The organism is Stenotrophomonas chelatiphaga, from assembly GCF_001431535.1.
Lineage (GTDB): Bacteria > Pseudomonadota > Gammaproteobacteria > Xanthomonadales > Xanthomonadaceae > Stenotrophomonas > Stenotrophomonas chelatiphaga.
Genome location: NZ_LDJK01000140.1, coordinates 1 through 635 on the forward strand (window position 1 = coordinate 1; position 635 = coordinate 635).

1 protein-coding gene is annotated in these 635 nt (G+C 66.9%); it reads right to left on the reverse strand.

Annotated elements, in window-relative coordinates:
- Positions 1-489 (reverse strand): chemotaxis protein CheW (locus ABB28_RS17525; RefSeq protein ID WP_161809887.1); only part of this gene is annotated, 489 nt, incomplete at its 3' end.
- Positions 490-635 lie beyond the last annotated feature (146 nt).

The window sequence follows — 635 nt, forward strand, 5'->3', positions numbered from 1 at the left end:
GCGGGTCTGGGCGATGTCGGCCAGCACGCTTTCCACGTCTATCACCTGGATCAGCTCGCCCTGGAAGCGGGTCACCGCGGTCAGGTAGCTCGATTCGGCGCCGAGTTCGGGCGGCGGGTGGATGTCCTGCACGGCGATGTTGACGATGCGCTCCACCCCGCTGACCAGGAAACCCTGGATGGACCGGTTGAATTCGGTCACCACCAGGTAGCCCGGGCCGTCGCCGTTGTTGCCCCGTTCGGGATGGCCGATGGCCACGCCAAGGTCCAGCACCGGCACCGAGCGGCCGCGCACATCGGCCACGCCGGAGAACTGGCTGGGCAGGCCCGGCACCTGGAACAGGGCAGGGCGCCGCAGCACTTCCTGCACCTTGAACACGTTGACGCCAAAAAGCTGGCGTCCGCCCAGGCGGAACAACAGGAGCGCCAGCCGGTTGTGTCCGGCCAGCCGGGTGCGTTGGTCGATGCGGTTGAGCAGGTCATGTGACATGGAAGCTGTATCGGCGCGCCGGCGATGGACTTGAGCGGCAGGGCTGCGCTGCCACTGGCACGCCGCTTGCAACAGGCCGGGTGATCCCATGACCGGAGGTGGCATGCCATCCTTCAAGACGATGTGCTGGCTGATGCTGGCGATGG